We start from the raw sequence: 21057 nt of genomic DNA, 5'->3' as shown, positions 1-21057 counted from the left end.
CAGGGTCGGCGTAATGGACGCACGCGGCTTGGTGCAGCGCCAGGGTGGCCGTGACGCGGACCGCATAGCGCATCGGACAGGGGGCGGAATGGGACCGATTCCGCCCCCTGTCCGAGCCTGACCGGTCCGCCGCGGCGGCGTCGCCCGCCTGCGTCTCAGGCGGGCCGGGTGGGCGCGCGACGCCGCCGAAGTGCGGCCATCGTCGCGGCGGTGAGGATCAGTGCGACGGCGCTGAGCCCGACGCCATAGCCGGAGACGGTGGGCAGGTATCCGCCGAGGAAGCAGGGCAGAGCGGCCAGGGCGATCCCCGCGATCCGCTCCGGGCGCCACATCCCCAGGCAGTGACGAGTGCGGCGAGCGCGAGTCCGAGGACAGGCAGCGGAAGGCTCGGCCATCGGCCCGAGTGACTGGATAGGTGCCCGACCGGGTCTGAGTTGATCTTCTGGTGCTTGACCGCGAAGATCACGGGCTGTGCCTGCCGAATCCACGCTGCCGACCTACGAGGAGATGTCCTCGCTGGTCGTCGAGCTCAGCGGCAGGTTGGAAAGGGCCCTCGACGAGCTGGCTGGTGTCCGCACGGAGCTGGTGGAGGCGAAGGCCCGGATCTTGGACCTGGAGGTCCGGCTGGGGCAGAACTCCACGAACTCGTCCAAACCGCCGTCAGCGGACGGGCTGGCGAAACCGGCGCCGAAGTCGCTGCGTGAGAAGTCGGGCCGAGGTCCGGGCCGCCCCAAGGGCCAGCCGGGCATCACGCTGCGGCAGGTCTGCGACCCGGATCACGAGGTCGAGTACCGCCCCCAGGGCCCTTGCGCCGGCTGTGGCAGCGACCTGGCCGAAGCCGGCGTGGCCCACGTCGAGCGCCGGCAGGTCTTCGACCTGCCCGAACGCATCGGGCTGGAGGTGACCGAGCACCGGATCCTCACCTGCCGATGCGCCTGCGGACGGGCCGAGAAGGCCCTGGTGCCCGAAGAGGTACCGGTCGCCCCGGTGCAGTACGGACCCCGCCTGGCGGCCGCCGGCATCTATCTGATGCACGGGCAGTTCCTGTCCAAGGACCGCACCGCCCGGGCACTGGCCGATCTGTTCGACGCGCCGGTCGCCGCGGGCACGGTGGCCTCCTGGATACGCACGTGCGCCACCCGGCTGGATGCCTTCGGCCGCCTGGTCGCCGACAAGGTCGTCACCGCGCCGTTGGCGTTCTTCGACGAGACCGGGTTCCGCACGGCCGGGCGTCTGCACTGGCTGCACTCCGCCTCCACCGGCATGTTCGTGCACCTGAGCGTGCACCGACGGCGTGGAACCGAAGGGACGGACGCCGCCGGGATCCTGCCCGGCTTCACCGGGGTCGCGATGCATGACGCCTGGGCCCCATACGACACCTACACCCAGGCCACCCACGCCCTGTGTGCCGCGCACGCCCTGCGCGAACTGATCGCGGTCACCGAACGCGGCAGCCAGGCGGCGCGCTGCGCGGCCTACCGGGCCATCGACTCGATACTGGCCTTGAAGAAGGCCGCCGACACGGCCCGCGCCACTGGCGCCGACCGGATCGAGGACCGGCTCAAGACCGGAGAATTGAAGGCCCTGCGCACCACGGTCCGAGACTGATTTCTACGGGGTTGTTGGGAGCCACGACTCCGCCCTGATCGGGAGCCGGTGTTTCTCCGGCGAGATCGGGAGCCACCCGGTGTGATGGTGTGTGACATGCCGCTTTCGGCGTAATCGGGAGTGGTGGGCCGTTTGGCCGTCACGCTGTGCTTGTTGATCACGGTCCGGGTCAGGGAGACCGCTGGTGGGCACGTCGCGTGAAGTGCTGTTCGAGAGGATCCGCCGGGCCGAGCGTGAGCAGGGGCTGTCCGGGCGGGAGCTGGCTGCGCAGTTCAAGGTGTCGCGGAACACCGTGAAGCGGGCGCTGGACTGTCCGGTGCCGCCGAAGCGGAAGCCGCCCGCACCGCGGCCGAGCGTGCTGGAGCCGGTGAAGAGCTTCATCGACGCGATGCTGCGCGAGGACCTGGACGCGCCCGCGAAGCAGAAGCACACGATCCCGCGGATCATGGAGCGTCTGGCCGCCGAGCACGACTTCGAGCACGCCCGCACCACGACCGTCTACGACTACGTCGCCAAGCGCCGCCCGCAGATCAAGGCCGAGGCCCTGGAGGGCCGGCGGCACCTGGACGGCATGGTCCCGCAGGCGAAGCGGCCCGGTGAGGAGGCCGAGGTCGACTTCGCGGACTTCTGGCTGGACCTGGCCGGGCAGCGCCGCAAGTGCGTGCTGTTCACGCTGCGGCTGTCCTACTCCGGCAAGGCCGTCCACCGCGTCTACGCGACCGCTTCGCAGGAGGCCTTCCTCGAAGGCCACCTGGACGCGTTCACCGTGCTGGGCGGTGTCCCCTCGGTGCACATTCGCTATGACAACCTGCGGCCGGCGGTGAAGCAGGTCCTGTTCGGCCGGTCCCGGCTGGAGTCGAACCGGTGGGCGTCGTTCAGGTCGTGGTATCAGTTCTCGGCCTTCTACTGCGCCCCTGGCGAGGACGGCGCCCATGAGAAGGGCGGCGTCGAGCACGAGGGCGGAAGGTTCCGCAGGAAGCACCTGGTCCCGCCGCCGGTGGTCGACTCGCTGGCGGAGCTGAACGAGCGCCTCGCCGCGATCGACGTCGCGGAGGACGCCCGCCACATCCACGGCCGGCCGACCTCGATCGGATTCGACTTCGAGCAGGAGCGCGAACGGCTGCGGCCGCTGCCGGCGGACGACTACGACTGCGGCATCGACCTGACCCCGACGGTCGCCAGGAACTCGCGGATCACGGTCCGCCAGGGCTACTACTCGGTCCCGGCGAAGTTCATCGGGAGCAAGGTCCGCGTCAAGCTCAAGGCGAACGAGCTCTGGGTGTTCGACGGTCGCCAGGTCGTCGCCCGCCACCCGCGCCTGACCCGCCGTTACACCTACCACGACTTCCTGGACCACTACCTGGAGATCCTGCTGGTCAAGCCGGGTGCGTTCGCCGGCGCCTCCGCGCTCGCGCAGGCCCGCGCGGAGGGCGGCTTCACGAAGGTCCACGAGGCATTCTGGGCCGCCGCGAAGCAGAAGGCGGGTGACCGGGAAGGCACGCGGATGCTGATCGAGGTCCTGCTGCTGCACCGTCAGCTCCCGGCCGACGCGCTGGTCGCGGCGATGATGACCTGCCTGCGGATCGGCTCGGTCTCCACCGACATGGTCGCGATCGAGGCCCGCAAGGCGATGGAGGGCACCGACGCCGAGGACGCCGAACTCCTGACCGACGACCTGGACGAGGTCCCGGCCGGCGAGGACGGCACCGGGGCCCGGGTGATCTCCCTGCACACGCGCCGGCTGCCGCCCGACCCGCGCCCGACGCTCCCGGACATGAGCAAGTACGACCGGCTCCTGAACCCGGTCACGACCAGCCAGACCCAGAAAGGCCACGGCGCATGAGCCCCACCATCACCGTCACCGACCACGACGACGAGGTCGACACCGACCGGATCCCGCCGCGGCGCCAGTCCCTGCCCGGGGACCCGGAGGACATGCTGATCGACGAGGCCTGCCGGGACCTTCGCCTGCCCGCGTTCCGCGAGCGGTTCATCGACCTGGCCCAGGCCGCGCGGCGCGAGCAGGCCACCTACAAGCAGTTCCTGCTGGACCTGCTCCAGGTCGAGCTCGCCGACCGTGACGTCCGCCGCCAGCAGAGGCTCCTGCGGCTGGCGCGGTTCCCGCGGCCGAAGCGCCTGGAGGATTTCGACTTCGCCAAGAACCCGAACGTCACCCCGGAGGTCGTGGCTGACCTGAAGTCCCCGACCTGGGTCCGCGAGGGCCGCCCGCTGGTCCTGATCGGCGACAGCGGCACAGGCAAGTCCCATCTCCTGATCGGGATCGGCACCGCGATCGCCGAGGCCGGCCTGTCGGTCCGCTACACCACGACCTCGGCGTTGGTGAACGAGCTCGCCGAGGCCGACGCGTCGCGCAAGCTCTCCTCCGTGATCGCCCGCTACAGCAAGATCGATCTCCTGTGTTTGGACGAATTCGGGTATTTGAACCTGGACCGCAAGGGCGCGAAGCTGCTGTTCCAGATCTTCACCGAGCGCGAGGAACGCAAGGCCACCGCGGTCGCGACGAACTCGCCCTTCACCGAGTGGGACAAGACCTTCGGTGACGCCCGCCTCTGCGCGGCGATCGCCGACCGGATCACGTTCCGCTGCACGCTGATCCAGACCGGCACCGAGTCCTACCGCGATCAGGCCACCCAGGAATCCCTCTTCCCGGCGCCGAAATGACCGACTCCGACAACCCCGGGCGCCGCCACCACGCGACCGACGCCGCCCTGGCCGAACTGGTCAAGGACAGCCGCCGCGCGGGCGTCAACCGGTTCCAGGTCCTGGCCCTGGTCCACCGCAGCGACGACCGCGACCACGTCCTCCTGCTCAAGCCCGCCGACGGCCAGTGGTCGCCTCCGCTCGCCTGGGTCCAGCGCGGCGAGACCGTCCCGGACACCCTGGACTGGCTCTGCACCGTCAACCTGGGCCTGGCGGGCTGGGACTACGCGTTCGCCGCGTCGAGCGTCTGGGACATCCCGGACGACGGCCAGGTCCTGCAGATCGCTTTCGACGTCACGATCCCCGCGGCCGGCCAGTTCACCTGGCCCGGGGACTTCCGCTGGTGGCACACCTTCGCCGAGCCCCCGCCGCTTCACTCCAGCGCGCGACCCGTCCTGGAACGGCTCTTCGGCGTCCCGCCCGAGGCATAACTGGGCGCGGGCCCCTGACCGCATCTTGTCAGGGAGGCGGCCCCCGGGGCCCGCAGCCACAAGCTATCGGCCCCCCGGCCCCCCGCCCCACGGACACTCCCGTGACATCGGGCAGGTCACCCGATCAGTGGCTCCCAATCTCAGCGGAGTGGCTCCCGTTCACACCGGAGATCACCGACCACGGGCGAGTACATCCCCGCCACGAACGGCCCAACCCTGGCTCCCAATGCCAGCGGAATCGTGGTCCTCATATGGCCCGACGAAATCACATTCCTAGCAGCGCTTCCATCAGCTCCCCGTGCTTGGCCTGCAGGCGTCCGTGGGCCAGATCGGCCAGGACCCGCGCGCTGCGGCGGACACGACGTTGCCGAGCAGGATTGCCAGGTCGTTCGAGAGAGAAACGCACCCGTCAAGTCTGTCGCTTCGCTCATGGTTCGACGCAAACCAGGCCCACAGCGTAGGCGCATCACGTAGGCGGTCGGACGGCCTACTGCTCCGGCGGTGTGGCCACGAACGTGCCGCGTCCGTGCACGGTGACGATCAGCCCCCGCTCGCGGAGCACTTCGGCAGCGCGCCGGACCGTCAGGTAGGCGACACCGTATTCCGCAGCCAGGTCCCGCTCGGAGGGAAGGCGGGCGCCGGGGCGCAGCTCGCCGGCTGCGATCCGCGCAGCCACGTGGTCGGCCAATGCGACGTATCGCAGCTGCTCGGGCGGCGGGTCGAAGGCGGGGACAGTGCTCACAGTTGCACCGTACGTCTCCCTTGACCTGCGCGAACGTCCGGAAAGCACCTAAGAGCTATACAGAGCCATGCATAGCTCTTTACGATTGAAGTAAATGCGCCCCGCGACCGCGCTAACGGTCCGGGGCTGTGGCCGACGCCGGAAGGGGCGACGACATGGACAACGTGCAGAAGCCGGGACAGGCGCACGACTGCGCCGTCTGCGAGCACTTCCGCCGCGGTATCGCCGCGGCAGACGCCATGGGCAACGGATCGTTGGCCAGCGACGGCCGCGTCCTGCTGGCGCGCCACCAGAAGGCCGCGACGGGCGACGGCCCCTGGGCGCCGGTTGAGCCCGCATACAGCTTCTGAGGACGGGAACGTCGAAGCCCGCTCCATCCTTGGAGGCCGAAACGGGGTGAAGCGGCTTCGTGCTGCCGCGGAGGCGCTGTGTGATCGCGCGGCAGCGTCCGGCGGGGATCAGCCGCCGGAGTCTCAGCCCGAATCCACCGAGGTGACGGGGAGTGATCGTTTCGGGTGCTCGGGGCTGATTCCCGGGTGGAGGGTGTGGAGTGCCGGCTGGTCTGCCCAGCTTTTCCACGTCTGTTCTGGTATGGCCCTCGCGGGCGGTGGTCGGGTGGTTAGCGCGCCGGTGGTGGATAGGTGGCGTCGAACAGGTCGGTGAAGTTGTGCTGTTAGGGCCAGCGTGTGGGCAGGTGGAGCGTCAACCGCCGTGCCGAGCGGGCGATTCGGGCCGGGACGTGGACGAGGTGGGCGCGGATCGTGGCGGTTCCGGCGAGTGCTCCCGCGGCCCGCAGCAGGTTGTGGGTGATTGCCCACAGGGTCAGCCATGCGGCGTTGGCCTGGAACGATCCCGAGGGTAGGTTCGCGAGCGCGGAGCCCTTGCCGTCCGCGATGACCTGCTCGATCGTGGCGTGTTGCCGGTGCTGGTGCTCGGCCTGGAGCATCTCAAACGGGCTGTCGGTGAATACCGGGTGGTAGCGCCAGGTGGCGAACAACTGGACGTCGGCAAGGGCGAGCACCAGGCCACGGCCTTGACTCCGGCCGGAAAGACCGTCTTCGACAAGCCACTGCCCAACACCGAACCGAAGCTGCGCGAGCTGTTCACCAAGCTCCAGGCCAGGCACGGCACCGTCCTGGTCGTCGTCGACCAGCCCGCCTCGATCGGGGCCCTACCACTGGCCGTGGCCCGGGACACCGGCTGCCGCATCGCCTACTTACCCGGTCTGACGATGCGCCGGATCGCGGACCTCTACCCCGGCGAGGCGAAGACCGATGCCAGGGACGCCCATGTCATCGCAGACGCCGCCCGCATGATGCCGCACACCCTCCGAACTGTTGAGGCGGCCGACGAGACCCTGGCTGAACTGCAGATGCGCTCGAGCAGGTCCTGGGCCCGCGTCTGGACCACCCTGCTGTCCTCGCCCTGCTGGAGCGCTTCGGCTCACCCGGACAGATCCGCAAGGCCGGACGCCGCCGCTTGGTCACGCTGCTGCGGCCGAATGCCCCGCGGATGGCCGAACGGCTGGTGGAGGACATCTTCACCACACTCGACGAGCAGACCGTGGTCGTTCCTGGCACCGAGGCCGCGGCACTGATCGTCCCCAGCCTCGCCGCCTCCCTCGCCGCAGTCCTCGACCAGCGCAGGGCACTGGCCGCGCGGATCGAGGAACTGCTGGAGGCCCACCCTCTTTCCCAGGTCCTGACCTCCATGCCCGGCATCGGGGTCAGGACCGGCGCCCGCATCCTCATCGACGTCGGCGACGGAAGCACGTTCCCCACCGCCGGACACCTGGCCGCCTACGCCGGCCTGGCTCCAGTCACCCGGCGATCCGGCTCCTCGATCCGCAGTGAACACCCCGCCCGACGCGGCAACAAGCAGCTCAAACGCGCGCTCTACCTCGCCGCGTTCGCCTCCCTGTCGCAGCCGGAGTCGCGCGCCTACTACGACAAGAAACGCGGGGAAGGGAAACACCACGTCGCAGCCCTCGTCGCACTCGCCCGACGACGCGTCGACGTCCTGTTCGCCATGCTCCGCGACGGCACCTTCTACCAAGCCCCCGCCATCGCATCAGCTTGCCGAAGGAGATAGGGGCACTTTTTTAACCCGGACGTGGGCGGAGTCGAGCACGACGCGCGAGACGTCGACCAGACCGGCGTCGTCCAGCAAGTGCAACACGGCCTCGTGCAGCCGGCCCCAGACCCCGCCCTGGACCAGATCAGGAACCGGCGGTGAACCGTGGACTTCGAGACCCCGAAGCACGGCGGTAGCGACCGCCAGGCGCAACCGCTGACCAGCACGTAGATGATCGCCGCGAACAGCGTCTCATCAGGCGCGTTGGCCGTCCCGCTGCCCTGCGGCCGCACCCGATCCGGCGGCATCAACGGCTCCGCCAGCTCCCACAACCCGTCCGGAACAATCCAACTCCACGTACCCCGCCCCATGACCAGCCCAACGAGCCATCACCACATAGGACGCGGTCTTAAGAGATGCCTTGCTGATCGTGCGTGATGGAGCGTAGAGAACTCACATCGCAGGCCACAAGGCATCTCTTCGTTGGGGCAACCCTCCACTGTGCAGATCACCCGGTGGATTCGGGTTCAGGCGCGAGGCTGAGGCGAATCCCCTCCATGAGGAGGGAGAGGAAGTCAACATCCAGGAATGCCTGAAAGGACGCCCTACTGACCTGCCATGCAGGTCGCCTACTGGGCGAGACTGCCACCCAAGCAAACGTTCCTGCCCCGGCCGGGCTTTCCAGCGGCACCGGCCTCGCTGCCCTCCGGGCAAGGACGACGGAGCGAGCTTTTTCTACGGATGGGATAGAAGCCGAGAAGCCAATGGTCAATGATCAGGATTACCTTGAAGCGTTCAAGTATCTACTGCATCCGATCGTTGATGGGGACCCCGATGATCCCCGCTTGGCATACAAGGACGAGCGCCCTGACGTAAATCGGAGGTTCGCCAATCTCTTGTTCTATGGGGACGAGAACTGGATGTACCTCAGTGACGCTGCCCTTCTGCCCACCCTCAAGAGTTGGTTTGAAGAAGGCGGGCAAACCGGATGGTACTGGGGTGAAGTCCTTCGGTGCTTTCTGGCGACCGATGCCAAGGAAGGTTTCTCGGCGCTGGGCCTGCTGGTCAGCATCTGGGAACGGCAACAAAGTATTGAATTTGCTGATCTCAAAGCCAAGGTGAATCCTGAGTTCGACAGGAAGAAGGATCATCCGCAGCTTGAATGGTACAAATGGGATCCGGGAAAGAAGCAGTACGTATACGCCGACAAGGAGGGATCGGAGACATGGTGGACGTGGGAAGAGATATCCAATCGCCTTGAACGCCAGCTTGGCGAAGAATCCAAGCTACAAGGTTACGAATACGACGGAGCCGTGCTGCGTGGCACGAGGTACTATGCACTGAACAGCAAAGGCGTCTATGTCTACAGCGATGACAAGGACGGTAAAGGCGAGGAAGGCTGGAAGGAGTACGAGTACTGGAGAAAAAAGTCAGAGAGCCATGCCGCAAAGTTCACGCTCGACCTAGGTGGCGCGGGTAAGCACGATGTCGATCTACGAACTTTGGGAGCAGCCGCCCGATTGTTGCAAAAATGCAAAGTAGAGGATCTTTGGCACCTTCTGTCCGGATGGAATCCGGGGCCGAACCAGGGATTCTCGGTCAAATACGGCGAGATTCAGACGGAAATAACCTACACGTTCAACGAAAGCGACGCGGGCTCTGCCTTCAGAAGGCGAACTGAAACGACCGAGGTTGTCATACTCGGCGAAAAAATGCCGCTGGCTCTCACTACAAAGAGCGCACGGATAGCGTTCGAGCTGGCAAAGAAAACAAATATACAGCGCCGCCCGGCCAAAGAAGAAGACCGGGAAATTTTTAAGCCCTACGCTACAGGTTGGACGGCCCGGCGGGCTTCCCAGGGCGCGGCGCAGCCTCCCAAGGGCACCGTCGAGCAGGCGGACGTGAGACAGAAACAACCTCTGTCCGCAGGACTAAAGCAGTCTACTTCGGCTCCTTCGACACTGGCTCTCCCTGCGAGGAGTCCGATCGTGGCGGGCCAAAAACCCAAACAGACTCCCGTCGCCCCGGCACAGCCGAAGATCCCGGCCTCGACTCCTTCTGCGGCCAAGGAGAAGGCGGAGCGGGTCGGCACGGCTGCCCCTCCGGGGGAGGACGATGTGGTCGTCAGCCTGGCGGACGCGGGCGGGGTGCGTCTTCGTAGGGCAAATGTCCCGCTGGACAGATTTCCGCGCAAGGTGCGGGACATGCGGCCCGGAGATTCCCAGAGGGTCAACTGCCGCCCCTTCCACGGGACCGTGAAGCTCAGCACGGGGCTCGAGAGCCGCAGTGCCCGATTCAAAATCGACGCAGAGGAAATGCGCGAAATCAACCGGCAGTACTGGAGGAACCTGAGGTACGATCAGTCCGTCGGATACTACTTGCTCAATGATTACATCCTCTTCGAGGGCGCATCGGGGACGGCCGACCAACTGCTGGCCATCACAGGAGTGCGGCCCCATGGATATTTGCGGAAGCACAAGGAGCCTCCTCCTCGGGGCAGTAATTCGCCAGTGAAGTGCGCCTATCTGACGAACATAGGTGACAGGCAGCCCGTCCTGGATACGCTGGCGCGCATCGGGGGGCGGCAATACGCGGTAAAGGCGGACACTGCCAGGAATTCCTCCCGGCGCTCCCCCGGAGCCGGAGCGGTGCATGTGAAGATCGAGACCGGGGCCGGCTCGATGGTCATCCACCGCGGGGGCTTTGTCGCCATTGCCGACGCCCTCAATTTCATTGAATCCGACACCGGCCAATTGGACCGAGATTCTCTGCCACAAGAATTCATCCGATGCCTGAGCACCGGTGGCTCTGTATGGCTCAAGGATCAGGCCGTCGAACTCAGGAAGGATGGCGAAAACGGGTTCATCATAAGCCTCCCGAAGGCTTTTACCGACAATCAGAAGCAGAGTCTCAGGTCCGGCTCCGAGTACTGGGTGTTCGACGGGAAGCTCCAGCTCGTCCCCGACGGTGCAGCGGCCCGTCCCGAATACGCTTTCCTCGGGCGGCTGCTGACCAAGGGGACCGTCAAGAAGGGCCGCTTCGGCAAGACCGTGGAGGTCACCTATCCGTCCGCGATCCCCGATGTCGTGCAGATGGGGGTGGACCGGGACGCGGTGGTGAGCGCGTGGACGGTCTTCAACGAGAACCAGGGCAAGAAGTACAAGATCCTTTTCGGGGTCGGGTGACCGCCCGCGCGGGGGTGTCACTCCTGGCCTTCGTCGGGTTTGCGCACGGCGGCCCGCAGCTGGCGGCGGGAGGTGAGGTCGAGTTTCGTGTAGACGTGGCCCAGGTGGTACTCCACCGTCTTCGCGCTGACGTGGAGGCTCGCTGCGACCTCCTTGTTGGTCAGCCCTTCGGCGACCAGGCGGGCCACAGCCAGTTCCCGGTCGGTGAGCTGAGCCTCCAGGCGGGCGGGCAGCGCGGCGGCCGGTGGCGGCGAGGGAGGTTCGGCGGGCGCCGAGGCGGCGTGATCGGCCGGCGGAGTGGCCGGTGCGGCCTCGTCCAGTTGTTGTTCGATCTGCAGGGCGAAGCAGTGAGCTCCCATCGCCTGGTAGCGGTCAAGGGCCCGTTCGAGGTGGAGTCTGCGCGCGTCGGGTTCGGAGTCGGGCAGTAGATTTCCGTACGCGTGTTCCAGTCGGGCGCGGTGCAGCGGGATCTCGTCGGAGTCGGTCGGCAGGGCGGCCCCCTCCCGGTAGGCGGTTTCGGCCCGCCCGGGATCGCGGCGCGCCTCGTACAGCGCGCCGGCCAGCCAGCAGGTCGTCAGCCGTAGGCAGGGGACGTCCTCGGCGAGTGTCTTAAGCTGGGCCAGGGCGTTGGCGGCTTCCTCCAGTCGGCCGGTGCCGACGCCGGCCTCCACCTGCAGGGGGAGCCACCAGACCTGCCATCCGAGGCTTTGGATGTCGTCGCCCGGCGCAGGGAGCCGCTGCAGTGCGGCCGCCATGGCGGCCGCTTCGCCGTGCGCTTGATGGAGCACGACGGCCGCGAGGATCGGATACACGGCGTCGAGGGCGAGGTGCCGCTGGTCGGCGGCGCGTTCGGCAGCCCGCAGGCTGGCCTGGGCGGCGTCCCACCGGCCTTCGACCGCGGCCGACATCGAGGCCACCGCGTGGCCGGCCGAGAATCCGAACAGCTGCCCTCCGGCTGCGGCCACGGTCAGTGCGTTCCGCGCGGTGGTGCGGGCGTCGTCCCACGCCCCGGCCAGGTACTGGAAGGCGGCAAGCACGAAGTACTCGGCTCCTTGCACCTGGGCGGCCGCCTCGCCGGCTCGTTGGCGGCGGACCAGCGTCGGCAGGTCGGCCATGCCAGCGTGTAGTTCGTTCGACATCTCTCGCAGGATCCCGCGTGGGTTGAGCAGGAGGCTGGCCGCGAGCGCCGCCTGCGCATGGATCTCGGGGTCGTTGTCGATGCGGGCGAGCGCCGACCGGTGAGTGCGGGGGCCACCGATGTCCGCCGATGCGACCGCCAGTACGTGCCGCGCGTAGTTGACGGCCCGGGGGGCGGGCAGTTCCAGCTCGGCGGCACGCAGCAACAAGGGCAGGGCCTGGCTGCCGCGCCGTTGCCTGGTGTAGGTGGCGCCGAGCCAGACGCGCGCGAGCGCCGCGGCCCGCGCCCCCTCGCCCTCCGCCTCGGAACTGTTCAACGCGTCCGTGAAGAGGCGTTCTGCGGTCCTGAGGTCTCCCTCCGCGTAGGCGAGCCCGCCGAGTACACAGGTCCGCACGGCGGAGTCGGTGCAGGCCTCGACGTCCTTTCGTCTGGTGGCGGCGCGGGTGTAGTCCTTGGCCAGAAGCAGGCGGAGCACGGCACGCAGCAACCGCGTCTCATGCTGCGGCCGTGCCTCGGACAGGCTCGCCGCCCACAGGAGCAGCGTCGCCGACCGGGCGAGGTGTCCGGTGGTGGCGACCCGGTCGGCTTCGGTTTCCAGTTCGGCGGCCAGAGTGGAGTCTGCTGTGCTGGTGGCCGCTACCCGATGCGCCCAGGACGCGTTGACGTCCACCAGGGACGCGGCCGCGGCATGCAGCGCCTGGCGGTGCGAGGGGGAGATGGTCTGGTAGATCGCTTCCTGCTGGACGTGGTGCTTGATCCTGAGGGGACTGGAGGGGTCGCTCGGCCACCACTGCACCAGGCCGGCGTCCAGCGCCTGTTCGAGTGCCGTCGTCGAGTCCTGCACACCGGCGACCTGGGCGGCCAGCGGAAGCGGGACCGTCGTGCCGAGGACGGCCAGCGACTCCACCAGGGACCGGCTGTCGGCGGGGAGCCGGTCGAGGGTGTACCTGATCGCCGCGGCAAGGGACTGCGGGGCCGCGAGGAGGCTCTGCTCGTCGTTGAGCTGTTCGACCGGGGTCTCGGTGATCACCGAGCGGAGGTAGAGCGGCTGCCCGCCGGTGTGTTCCCGCAGGCGCCGGGCGGCCCACAGGCTGAGTGCGGGGGCGCCGAGGCGTCGGGCCAGTTCGAGGATCTGGGTCTCGTCGAGCCCTGGAACGTTGATGCGAAGGCCGTGTTCAGCTCCGCTGATCATCCGTTGCCAGTGGCTTTCCGTACCGATCAGCGAACCGCTGGCGTGCTCGGACTCGGTCCGGGCCGTCAGCAGGATCAGCGCCCGTTCGGCCCATAGCCGCCGGGTGACGAAGCCCAGCGCCGCCATCGAGCCGGGGTCGGCCCACTGCACGTCGTCGACGACGAGCGCGACCGGACGGGTCTTCGCGGCGGCGGTGAGCAGCCGCACGAGTTCCGCCCCGACCTGCGCGGGCGATGTGCCGGCCAGTGCACCCGCCTTGACCAGGGCGGTGTCGGCGAGCAGCGGGGCAGGAAGGCGCCTGACGATCTGCTCCACGACGCCGAGGGGGTAGTCCTGCTCGAACGGGTCGCACGAGGCCCAGAGCACGTCGTAGTCCTCCAGTTGGCCCATCGCCGCGTGGACCAGGGCTGTCTTGCCGATCCCGGCCTCGCCCTCAACGGCGACGATCCAAGGCACCCCGTCGCGCGCTCCGGCGGCGCACACCCGCAGTTGCTCCAGCTGGGTTTGCCGACCGACGAATCCGATGTCGCCGCCCGTCGGTGTCGGGAGCAACTCCCTTGACTCGGTCATGTGTCCGTTCTGCCCTAAAAACTTATGAATTTCCAGTCCAGGGGGAAACCTCGCATACTTGATCCATGGTTCCCGCAGCGGAGCTCTGCGACCGAGGTGCAGAGCTCGGTGCACTGCAAGCGGGCCTCGCCAGCGCCCAGGAGAGCCGCGGCAGGGCCCTCATCTTCACAGGCCCAGTCGGCATCGGCACGACCAGCCTGTTGAACCGGGCAGAGGGCGTGGCCTCGCCCGTCTTCCAGATCGCCGCCGCGCGAGCGTCACGGCTGGAACGGGACCTCCCCTACGGAGTCGTGCGCCAGCTGTTCACCCCGATCGTTGCGCAGCTGGGCGCGCACGAACGGCGGGAGCTGCTGTCCGGGGCGACCGCGCAGGCCAGGCGGGCTCTGGACGACACCGCGCCCGCGGACTCGGTCGGGGGTGAGTTCTCCGTCCTGCACAGTCTGTTCTGGTTGACCTCGGACCTGTGCGACGACCGGCCGCTGCTACTGCTGATCGACGAGGCGCAATGGGCGGACACCGCGTCCTTGCGCTACCTCGCTTATCTCGTGCCCCGGCTTCCTCACCTCGGCTGCTTCGTGGTCGCAGCGGTGAGCGAGCCGGCCGGGCAACAGCAGCCCGCCGCGCTGCTGGAACAGGTCATGAGCGACCCGGCCTGCTCCGTGCTGCGCCCGGAACCGCTCGGCCTGGAGGCGACCGCCGCGGTGGTCGGCCGGCAACTCCTGCCACCGGACTCCTCGCAGCCCGTCGACGGGGAGTTCGCCCGAGCCTGTCATGCGGCCACGGGCGGGAACCCACTGCTGGTCACCGAGCTGGCACGGTCGTTGGCTCGGCAGGGCGTTCTGCCTGCCGCCCCGCAGGCCGCCACCACGGCGGAAGCCGGTGCCCGCACCGTCGCGGACCGGGTGACGCAGGAGCTGGCCGGGTTGCCGGCCGAATGCGGACGTCTGGCCCGGGCAGCGGCGGTCCTTGGCGAGCGCTCCCCCCTGGAGAAGGCCGCACAGCTGGGCGGGATGCCGCTCAAGACCGCACGGCAGGCGCTGACCGCGCTGGAGGCGACCGGCCGCGTCACGGGAGACCCTCCGGGCGAGGAGACCGCGGACATCGTCTTCGTCCATCCCGTCGTGCACGCAGCCGTCCACGACCTCGTCCCGGTGGACGAGCGCGGAGCCGCCCACCTCCAGGCGGCGGAGCTCCTGGACGCCGCCGGAACTCCGCCCGAGCGGTCGGCGCTCCACCTCCTGCACACCGCGCCAGGCCAGCGGGCCGAGACCGTTCAGCTGCTGCTGGACGCCGCGGATTCGGCCATGGCTCGCGGGTCACCGGAGACGGCTGTGACGCTCATGCGGCGGTGCGTGGGCGAGCCCCCGCCGGAGGACAGGCGAGCGGGCATCCTGTACGAACTCGGCCTGGCGTCGCTGCTGATCGACCCCCAGGCCGCGGTCGGAGACCTGGCCGAAGCCCACAAGCTGGCCCACCGCCCGAAGCGCCGGGCCGAGATCGCGCTCGCCCTCGGAAGCAGCCTGCTGCTGCTTCACTGCCACGAGGAGGCGCTGGAGGTCTGGCAGGGCGCGCTGGCGGAGGTTCCCGAGGACGAGACCGAACTGCTGCACCAGCTCCAGGCGTGCATCCTGTCGATCCCGTTCTACGAGCCCGGCCGCTCCGAGACGCGGCGCGACATCCTACGGCGGGTCTCCGAACTGCGTTCCCGTGACACGTATCCGACCGCAGGGGGTCGCGTACTCGACTGCGTGATCGCAGGCCACGACACCGTGCTCGGCGATCCCAGGGCGGTCCCCCGGGCGCTGCGCGCCCTGCACAACCCTGCGGATCTCCTGCAGCTGACCGCCGGCGACGTCGGTCTGTCCCTCGGCTGGCTGGCGCTGATCAGCGCCGACCGGGACGAAGTGATGACAAGCTTGGACGAGGCGGTCGCCCACGCCCATCACGCCGGATCCATGAACAGCCTGGCCGTGGCCTTGACCTATCGCGCCATGGCCTGGCTGGCCCGAGGCAACCTCGCCGAGGCCGAGACCGACGCGCGCCAGGCCGTCTCGGCAGCGGACGCGGCCTCGGTCCGGCTCCCACGGCTCGTCCTTGGGCCCTTGCTGGCGGACCTGCTGCTGGAGCAGGGACGCCTGGCGGAGGCGGAAGCGGCCCTGGTCTGGGTGGGCGCTCCGGACCCTGTCCCCTCCACAGGCCTGATGTACCACCTGCTGCTCAGCCGATGCAGGTTGCTGCGTCGCGCCGGCAAGCCGGAGCAGGCGCTGGACTCCGCGCTGGCCGCAGGGCGCTCCTTCGTCTCCGCCGGCGGTGAGAACCCCGCTCTGGTGCCCTGGCAGTCCGAGGCTGCCCTGTGTCTGCACGTGCTGCAGCGCAACGACGAGGCACGTGTCCTGGCCGACGAGGGGCTGCGCCTGGCCCGCAACTGGAGCGCACCGCGCGCCTGGGGCCGGGCGCTGCGGGTGCTGGGCCGGCTGGAGCCCTCCCCCGAGGAGGCCCTCATCAGGTTCCGCGAAGCAGCGACCCGGCTGCGCCCCTCCAACGCCCGCCTCGAGTACGCCAAGGCGCTGGGCGACTACGGCTCCGTGCTGCGCGATACGGGCCAAGTGCAGGAGGCCGCTCCCGTGCTGCAGGAGGCGCTCAGCGCCGCACTGCAGTGCGGCGCATCGCCGCTGGCCGAAAGGATCCGGGCCGAACTCGCGGCGGCCGGCATCGCCCCCGCCCATGCTCTGGAAAGCACCGGTGTGGCGGCTCTGACGCCGACGCAACGCCGCGTCTGCGAGCTGGCGGCGGCCGGCCGTACCAACCGCGAGATCGCCAAGGAAGTCTTCACCACGACGAAAGCCACGGAGGCACACTTGCAGGACGCCTACCGCAAACTCGGGATCAACGGTCGTCAGCAGCTCGCCGAGAAGCTCGCGGCCTTCGCGCAGCCACGCTGAGTAAAGTGGCCGAGCCATGATGACGGCATCCGGCGCCGGGGCCGGGCACGTCCCTGGTGAGGTGGGGCCGCACCGCAAGCCGGGGCGCAGGTTCCGGCTTCGCCTACGGCACAAGCTCATGGCGATCTGCCTCGCGTTCGTCGTCCCCGTGGGCCTGGCCGCGGCAGCACTGGCCAACCAGCAGAACGTCCGAATCGACTTCGCGGCGAGCGAGCTGCAGGGGATCGACTACCTGCGCCCGCTCAGCGCGCTGGTCGAGGAGGCTTCAGTCCACCGCACCCTGGACCACGGGCAACTCGCCGGAAGCTCCGTGGCAGCAAGCCAACTGCAGGCGAACACCGCCGCCCTCGATTCCGGGTTCAACCAACTGCTGACCGTCGACGCGCGTCTGCAGCAGCCGCTGCGCACAACGGCCGACGTACTGGACGCCAAGGGGCAAGGCGCCCTCGTACCGTCAAGGCTGGCCGCGCAGTGGGCCCAGCTGAAGGCCACGCCGCCGGGAACCGCTGGCGCGAGCGACACACAGAACGGACAGCTGGTCACCAACCTTCTCGGGCTCTACTCCTACGTCGGGGACTCCTCCAAGCTCATCCTCGACCCCGATCTCGACACGTACTACACGATGACCGGGCTGCTGCTGTGGGAACCGGCGCTGGTCAACCAGCTCCACGCGATCGGCGACTCGGCCGCCCCGATCCTCGCCCGGCACCGCGCCTCGACCTCCGACCGGATCGAGGTCTCCCAGGCCAGCAGCGTGCTCGCCCAGAACGTCGCACAGCTCGACGACTCCTTGCACCGGGCCTTCTCCGACACCGCGGCGTTCAACCACAACACCGCCCTGCAGCCAACCCTCGCCCCGCTCCTGACCGCCGCGACCCAGACCGTTCGCACCGTGGTCGCAACTTCCGACCAGCAGATCGTCGCCGCCGGCACGATCGCCCTTCCGCCAGGGGTCTACACCACGCAGACCACCGCCGCGCTGACAGCGAACAACGCGCTGTGGCGCTCGTTGTTCGACCAGGAGAGCACCATGCTCCACGCCCGCCAGCACGGCCTGGAGCAACGCAACCTCCTGGTGCTGGCCAGCCTCGCGTTCGTCTTCGCCATGATCATCGGCCTTACTCTGGCCCTTGCCCGGCGGATCTCGCGCAACGTCGCCACCGTGGCCGGCGCCAGCCACGCGCTGGCGACCGGCGACCTCAGCCGGCGCGCGGCAGTCCGGAGCCAGGACGAGATCGGCGAACTCGCCGTGGGCTTCAACACCATGGCCGACCGTTTGCAGGACAGCTACGCGGCCGTGGAACAACAGGTTCAGGACCGGACCGCCGAGCTGCACGAACGCAACGCCTCCCTCAGCCTGCTCCAGCGGGTCTCCGCCACCGCGAACGAGGCGGCGGACTGGGACGAGGCCCTCGGCATGGTCCTGTCCCTCATCGCCGGCAGCATGGACTGGCCGGTCGGGCAGGCCTGGCAGGTGCCGTCGGCACTGCGCCACAGCCGTGACGACGGTCACGTCCTGACCCACTCCCCCATCCGTTATCTCGACGACGCCGGAGCCACCACGAAGGTGCGGGCCGTCGCCGCCCTTGTCCGCCGGACGCCGAACGGCCTTCCCACCACCGTACGGACGACCGGCCGCCCGGCATGGCTGGCCGACGCGGCAGACGATTCCGACGGCACCAGCGCCCTGGCCCACCACGCCGGCGTCACCGGGCGGCTTGCCCTCCCGGTGGCGGTCGGCGTGGAGATCCCCGTCGTCCTCGACTTCCTGACCCTGAAGGCCCCCGCTCCGGACGAGGCCACCTTGACTCTGCTGCTCAATCTCGGGGCGCAGCTGGGACGCGTGCTGGAGCGCGAGCGTGCCGCCTCAGCGCTCAGGCTGGCCAAGGATGCGGCCGAGAGCGCCAGCCAGGCGAAGAGCATCTTCCTTGCCACGATGAGCCATGAGATCCGCACCCCGATGAACGCCGTCATCGGGATGACCGAGTTCCTGCTGGAAACCGACCTGACGAGCGAGCAGCGGAACTTCGCGAAGATCGTGCAGAACAGCGGCGAGAACCTGCTGGCCATCATCAACGACATCCTGGACTTCTCGAAATTCGAGGCCGACAAGCTCGTTCTGGAGAGCAAGCCGATCGATCTGCGCGAATGCATCGAATCGGCCTTCGATGTGATCATGCCCAGGGCGACCGAGAAGGGAACCCTGGACCTCGCGTACTTCATCGGCCCCCAGATGCCCGACGAAATCATGAGCGACCCCGTCCGCCTGTCCCAGATCATCATCAACCTCCTGGGCAACGCGGTGAAGTTCACCGAGAGCGGGGAAATCGTGCTGACGGTGAACCGGGAGCCGTCCAGCGACGACGAGGGCCTCCTCCTCCTGCACTTCACGGTGCGCGACACCGGTATCGGCATCCCCGCCGACCGCATCGGTGCACTCTTCCAGCCGTTCGAGCAGGCGGACAGTTCCACGACGCGCCGCTTCGGCGGCACCGGCCTCGGTCTCGCGATCAGCCATCGGCTCGCCGGGGCCATGGGGGGAGACATGCGGGTGGAGAGCGAGGTCGGGGTCGGCTCGACCTTCCACTTCACGATCCGGGTCCCGGAGGTTCCCCAGAACTTGAGGATACGTCAGGTCACCTCGCTCATCGAACTCAGCGGCAAGCGGATGCTCGCGGTCGACGACAACCCGACCAACCGGATGATCCTCACCCACCAGGGCACCGCTTGGGGCATGGTGGTCCGCGCGACGGGCTCCCAGCAGGAGGCCCTGGAATGGATCCGTCGGGGCGACCCCTTCGACGTGGGCGTGCTCGACATGCAGATGCCAGGAATGGACGGGATCATGCTGTCCCAGGAGATCCGGCGCTACCGTGACCGGGGCAAGCTCCCACTCATCCTGCTCACGTCCCTCGGCCGCCCGGACGCACCCTCAGAACAACTGGCGGAGTTCGTGACATATCAGGTCAAGCCGGTCAGATTCTCCCAGCTTTACAACGACCTGTGCCACACCCTGCGCGCCGGCGAGCTGGAGCACGAGATGGAGCAGGAACTGGAGAGCCGGCCGCAGCACGGGCACACCGCCCCAGAGCGGACACCCCTCGTACCGCTGCGCATCCTGTTGGCCGAAGACAACGACGTCAACCGCCAACTGGCCGTCCGGATGCTCGCCAAGATCGGCTACACGGCCGACGTAGTCGCGGACGGGGAACAGGCACTGGCGGCGTTGGCCGGGCAAAGCTACGACGTGGTCCTGATGGACGTGCAGATGCCGCTGATGGACGGCCTGGAGGCATCCCGGCGCATCCACCAGAACTGGCCGGCAGGCCAGCGCCCGCGCATCATCGCGTTGACGGCCAACGCCATGCCCGAGGACCGGGACCAGTGCATGGCCGCCGGCATGGACGACTACCTCAGCAAACCCCTGCACGTCGGGGAACTGGCGGCCGCGCTCAGTCGATGCGTGCAGCTCGCACCACGGGATGTCAGGCACCACGACGCGTCCGACAGGCGCGAAGCCGCGGGGGAAGGCCCGCTCGACCAGGAGGCCGTCCGGCAGTTGGTCGAATCACTCGACAGAGGTTTCGTGGTCGACCTCATCGAAGCCTTTCGCGAGGACTCCCCCACCCTCATGACCGACCTCCACGACAGTCTCACCGACCACGACGCAGCCACGTTCCGGCGGGCGGCGCACACACTCAAATCGCACGGCAACACCTTCGGTTTCCGCAGACTGGTCCCCCTGTGCCAGGCCGCGGAAGACCTCGGCGCCTCCGGCTCGGTGGACTCGGCCGGGCCACTGGTGGCCCAGTTGGAATCGGAGTACCTCAAGGCCCGCCAGGCGCTGGAGACACTGCAGACGGAGCTGAGAAATGACCACAAGTGAGGGCCGCATCCTCGTCATCGACGACGACCGCACCAACCGGATGATGCTCACTTACCGACTGGAGGTCGGCGGTCTGGAGACGGACTCCGCGGAGAACGGGCTGATCGGCCTAGAAAAGCTGCGCGAGGGGCACTTCGACGTGGTGCTCCTCGACATCATCATGCCGGAGCTCGACGGGTACGCCACGCTGGAGCGGCTTCGGGACGACCCGGCCCTCAGGGACACCCCCGTCATCATGATGTCCTCGCTCGGCGAGATGGACAGTGTCATCCGCTGCCTGGAGCTGGGGGCCGAGGACTACCTCCCCAAGCCCCTGGACTCGCTCCTGCTCGTTTCCCGCGTCAACGCGGTTCTCCTCAAAGGCCAGCTGCAGCAGCTCCAGGCACGGTACGAGGAGCAGATCAGCCTGATCGCGGACGTGGTGGCAGCCGTCCACGACGCCGAACCCGCTCCCCCCGCACTCGGTTCCCTCCTCGAAGCCGGCGGCGCGGTGGGACGTCTGGCACGTGAGGTCCAGCGCCTGCGCCGGGCCGACGACGGACGGTAGCGGCCCCGGAACCGCGCCCGCC

Annotated in this window: 12 protein-coding genes and 3 pseudogenes; 10 read left to right on the top strand and 5 right to left on the bottom strand. The window is 68.5% G+C overall.

Annotation, left to right across the window (positions count from 1 at the left end; translation table 11 throughout):
• Positions 1 to 155 precede the first annotated feature (155 nt).
• Entirely contained in the window at positions 156 to 332 is a 177-nt protein-coding gene (locus BS83_RS44820; protein WP_157596707.1) for a hypothetical protein, read from the bottom strand.
• Between the two features lie 139 nt (positions 333 to 471).
• Between BS83_RS44820 and BS83_RS01340 the strand changes: the two genes are divergently transcribed.
• The 4 genes from BS83_RS01340 to BS83_RS01325 all read left to right on the top strand — a co-directional run bounded on the left by BS83_RS01340 (position 472) and on the right by BS83_RS01325 (position 4760).
• A complete protein-coding gene (locus BS83_RS01340; RefSeq protein ID WP_051942335.1) occupies positions 472 to 1608 on the top strand; it encodes an IS66 family transposase in 1137 nt (378 codons plus the stop codon).
• A gap of 184 nt (positions 1609 to 1792) precedes the next feature.
• The gene (gene istA / locus BS83_RS01335) at positions 1793 to 3451 is read left to right on the top strand and encodes an IS21 family transposase (RefSeq protein ID WP_037599799.1); all 1659 of its coding nucleotides are present in this window, start codon (positions 1793 to 1795) and stop codon (positions 3449 to 3451) included.
• 92 nt (positions 3452 to 3543) lie between these two features.
• Positions 3544 to 4290: an IS21-like element helper ATPase IstB gene (gene istB, locus BS83_RS01330; protein ID WP_051942525.1), complete on the top strand. Its 747-nt coding sequence runs from the start codon at positions 3544 to 3546 to the stop codon at positions 4288 to 4290.
• On the top strand, positions 4287 to 4760 hold the full coding sequence (locus BS83_RS01325; protein ID WP_037599796.1) for a hypothetical protein: 474 nt from the start codon (positions 4287 to 4289) through the stop codon (positions 4758 to 4760). Before istB ends, BS83_RS01325 begins: the two co-directional genes overlap by 4 nt.
• A 487-nt stretch (positions 4761 to 5247) precedes the next feature.
• Here the strand turns inward: BS83_RS01325 and BS83_RS01320 are convergent, their stop codons facing one another.
• Positions 5248 to 5502, bottom strand: coding sequence for a GntR family transcriptional regulator (locus tag BS83_RS01320; protein ID WP_037599794.1), 255 nt, complete (start codon positions 5500 to 5502; stop codon positions 5248 to 5250).
• 155 nt (positions 5503 to 5657) lie between these two features.
• Here BS83_RS01320 and BS83_RS01315 point away from each other — a divergent pair, with 155 nt between their 5' ends.
• Positions 5658 to 5852, top strand: a complete 195-nt coding sequence (locus BS83_RS01315; protein WP_157596705.1) for a hypothetical protein — start codon at positions 5658 to 5660, stop codon at positions 5850 to 5852.
• 326 nt (positions 5853 to 6178) lie between these two features.
• Here the strand turns inward: BS83_RS01315 and BS83_RS47030 are convergent.
• Positions 6179 to 6499: pseudogene (locus BS83_RS47030) on the bottom strand (transposase); the annotation flags it as partial.
• Between BS83_RS47030 and BS83_RS01305 the strand changes: the two are divergent.
• Positions 6476 to 7593 (top strand): annotated as a pseudogene (locus BS83_RS01305) (IS110 family RNA-guided transposase). The pseudogenes BS83_RS47030 and BS83_RS01305 overlap by 24 nt on opposite strands.
• Positions 7594 to 7599: 6 nt before the next feature.
• Here BS83_RS01305 and BS83_RS43170 read toward each other — a convergent pair.
• Positions 7600 to 7946: pseudogene (locus tag BS83_RS43170) on the bottom strand (transposase); the annotation flags it as partial.
• 393 nt (positions 7947 to 8339) lie between these two features.
• Here BS83_RS43170 and BS83_RS44810 point away from each other — a divergent pair.
• On the top strand, positions 8340 to 10760 hold the full coding sequence (locus tag BS83_RS44810) for a hypothetical protein (protein WP_157596703.1): 2421 nt from the start codon (positions 8340 to 8342) through the stop codon (positions 10758 to 10760).
• A 17-nt stretch (positions 10761 to 10777) separates the two neighbouring features.
• Here the strand turns inward: BS83_RS44810 and BS83_RS01295 are convergent, their stop codons facing one another.
• Complete coding sequence (locus BS83_RS01295) at positions 10778 to 13660, bottom strand: ATP-binding protein (protein ID WP_037599790.1); 2883 nt, start codon at positions 13658 to 13660, stop codon at positions 10778 to 10780.
• 65 nt (positions 13661 to 13725) lie between these two features.
• On the opposite strand from BS83_RS01295, the gene BS83_RS01290 reads away from it, so the two are divergent.
• From BS83_RS01290 to BS83_RS01280, 3 genes are read left to right on the top strand one after another with little or no spacing between them, the layout of a single operon-like run.
• Positions 13726 to 16602, top strand: coding sequence for a helix-turn-helix transcriptional regulator (locus tag BS83_RS01290; protein WP_037599789.1), 2877 nt, complete (start codon positions 13726 to 13728; stop codon positions 16600 to 16602).
• A gap of 16 nt (positions 16603 to 16618) precedes the next feature.
• On the top strand, positions 16619 to 20488 hold the full coding sequence (locus tag BS83_RS41160; protein ID WP_084713006.1) for a hybrid sensor histidine kinase/response regulator: 3870 nt from the start codon (positions 16619 to 16621) through the stop codon (positions 20486 to 20488).
• Complete coding sequence (locus BS83_RS01280) at positions 20475 to 21035, top strand: response regulator (RefSeq protein WP_051942328.1); 561 nt, start codon at positions 20475 to 20477, stop codon at positions 21033 to 21035. Before BS83_RS41160 ends, BS83_RS01280 begins: the two co-directional genes overlap by 14 nt.
• Positions 21036 to 21057 lie beyond the last annotated feature (22 nt).

It is taken from the genome of Streptacidiphilus rugosus AM-16 (assembly GCF_000744655.1).
GTDB lineage: Bacteria > Actinomycetota > Actinomycetes > Streptomycetales > Streptomycetaceae > Streptacidiphilus > Streptacidiphilus rugosus.
Note: the sequence above shows the minus strand (reverse complement) of the source record. Positions and strands in the feature narration are given on the sequence as shown.